Below are 1,888 nucleotides of genomic sequence, written 5' to 3'. Positions count from 1 at the left end.
GCGGGCGACCAGCCGGATCTTCGGCTCGAAGCCGGGGGCGTACGGCGCCGGGCTGCTGCCCCTGATCGACTCACGGGAGTGGCGCTCGGACGCCGACCTCGCCGAGGTGTACGCGGTCTGGGGCGGCTACGCCTACGGCCGCGACCTCGACGGCCGTCAGGCGCGCGCCGACATGGAACAGGCGTTCCGCCGCATCCAGGTGGCGGTGAAGAACGCCGACACCCGCGAGCACGACCTGGTCGACTCCGACGACTACTTCCAGTACCACGGCGGGATGGTGGCGGCGGTACGGGCGCTCACCGGCGCGTCCCCGGCCGCCTACATCGGGGACAGTGCCGTACCGGACGCGGTGCGCACCCGCACCCTGCGGGAGGAGACCCACCGGGTCTTCCGCGCCCGGGTGGTCAACCCGCGGTGGATCGCGGCGATGCGCCGGCACGGCTACAAGGGCGCGTTCGAGCTGGCCGCGACCGTGGACTACCTGTTCGGCTACGACGCCACCGCCGGTGTCGTCCAGGACTGGATGTACGAGTCGCTGGCCGCCTCCTACGTCTTCGACCCGGAAACCCGCGACTTCATGCGGGCGTCCAACCCGTGGGCGCTGCGCGGCATCGCCGAACGCCTGCTGGAGGCCGCCGACCGCGGCCTGTGGGAGAAACCGGACCCCGCCACCCTCGATGGCCTCCGCCAGACCTACCTCGACCTCGAAGGCGACCTCGAGGGCCCCGGCGAAGATCCCAGCCTCTGACGTGCTCTGCCGCCGACCGGGAAAGCGCGGCCGGTAACCGGGCTCCGCTCCGGACCGGACGCCTGGCCGGCCGCCGCACCCGCCCGCCCGCCGGCAGAACAACTCGATGGAACAGTTGACTCCGCGGGCCTGCTCGGAGCGGACCGTTACGGTGAAATCCGATCCGGACGCGCCCGGCGCACGTCCCCCGTACGGTGACGATCTGTACTCCGCCCGGTTCCAGGTCGCCTTCCCGCGGGTCGGTTGAGCACCCTGGTCGGGCCGGAGCTGAACCGGGTCCTTCAGCGGATCGTCCTGGTCGCGTCCTGGATCCTGAACGGATGGTTGATGCCGCTGGCGCACGGGTCCGCGGGCCGCCCGGTGTCGTGGGCGGCCCGCGGTTTTCTCTCCCCGCCATCCGCCGGAAAAGTGCCGGTGCGCGTCGGCGGTCTCATGCGCGATGTCCCGGCCGTGGGATTCCTGCGGGCGCCGTTGTGGCCGGCACGAGCCAGCCGACGGCTGACTATCCCACCGGCCTTCCCGGCGGACGAACGGGGTCCTTCACCAGGCTCCCAGCACCGTGGGGGCCGGCGGCTTCCACCTACTTGTAGGACTTGTCCTGGTGGAACTTGCCGTGGCCGTCGTACCAGCCATGGCCGTCGTACCATTTGCCATGGTCGTACCAGCCGTGGTCGTCGTACGAGCCGTGGTCGTAGCTCTTATAGTCGTAGTTCTTGAAGTCATACTTCACATGGCCGTATTTGCCGTGGTCGTACCCACTCCCGTACGACTTGTCGAAGTGGCCCGTTGACGGAGCCGCCTGGGCGGCCGCCGGGGCGAACAGGACGGCCGAGAGGGCCACGCCCACCGCGGGCAGCAGGTACAGGGGCTTTTTCACGAGCGTCATTTCGTTTCCCTTCATGGTCGGCCGGTAAGCCGATGACTCAAGGACCGGCGCCCTGTCCCAGGATGCCCGGCCGTCGTGTGACGGTAAACATTGCCATCTTCACCCGATTTTCTGACGGGGCGTGACGGTGGCGGATGCGGTTCCACCGGCCAGCCGTTAGCATTCCCGTCCCGCCCGTCACGGCGAACGCTTTCGGGAGCAATCGGGGAACCGGCGGCGCCGGTTCCCCGTGAAAGCACCAGCCAATACGGCGG

General features: G+C 69.5%; 3 protein-coding genes. 1 reads left to right on the top strand and 2 read right to left on the bottom strand.

All coding sequences use genetic code 11. The features are described from left to right. Positions 1-16 precede the first annotated feature (16 nt). A complete protein-coding gene (locus FrCorBMG51_RS34955; protein WP_476742200.1) occupies positions 17-748 on the top strand; it encodes a cobaltochelatase subunit CobN in 732 nt (243 codons plus the stop codon). Positions 749-1,029: 281 nt separating this feature from the next. Here the strand turns inward: FrCorBMG51_RS34955 and FrCorBMG51_RS29825 are convergent, their stop codons facing one another. Both FrCorBMG51_RS29825 and FrCorBMG51_RS18105 read right to left on the bottom strand, forming a co-directional pair. Beyond that, on the bottom strand, positions 1,030-1,182 hold the full coding sequence (locus FrCorBMG51_RS29825; RefSeq protein ID WP_157180564.1) for a hypothetical protein: 153 nt from the start codon (positions 1,180-1,182) through the stop codon (positions 1,030-1,032). Positions 1,183-1,328: 146 nt separating this feature from the next. Continuing rightward, positions 1,329-1,634 carry a hypothetical protein gene (locus FrCorBMG51_RS18105; protein WP_047224242.1) on the bottom strand — a complete coding sequence of 102 codons (306 nt, stop codon included), beginning with the start codon at positions 1,632-1,634 and terminating at the stop codon, positions 1,329-1,331. Positions 1,635-1,888 lie beyond the last annotated feature (254 nt).

This window comes from Protofrankia coriariae (genome assembly GCF_001017755.1).
GTDB classification, from domain to species: Bacteria; Actinomycetota; Actinomycetes; order Frankiales; family Frankiaceae; genus Protofrankia; species Protofrankia coriariae.
Note: the sequence above shows the minus strand (reverse complement) of the source record. Positions and strands in the feature narration are given on the sequence as shown.

Excerpts from the sequence above, each read along its gene's own strand:
- FrCorBMG51_RS29825 (WP_157180564.1), bottom strand. The coding sequence starts at position 1,182 with ATGAGACCGCCGACGCGCACCGGCACTTTTCCGGCGGATGGCGGGGAG.
- FrCorBMG51_RS18105 (WP_047224242.1), bottom strand. The coding sequence starts at position 1,634 with ATGACGCTCGTGAAAAAGCCCCTGTACCTGCTGCCCGCGGTGGGCGTG.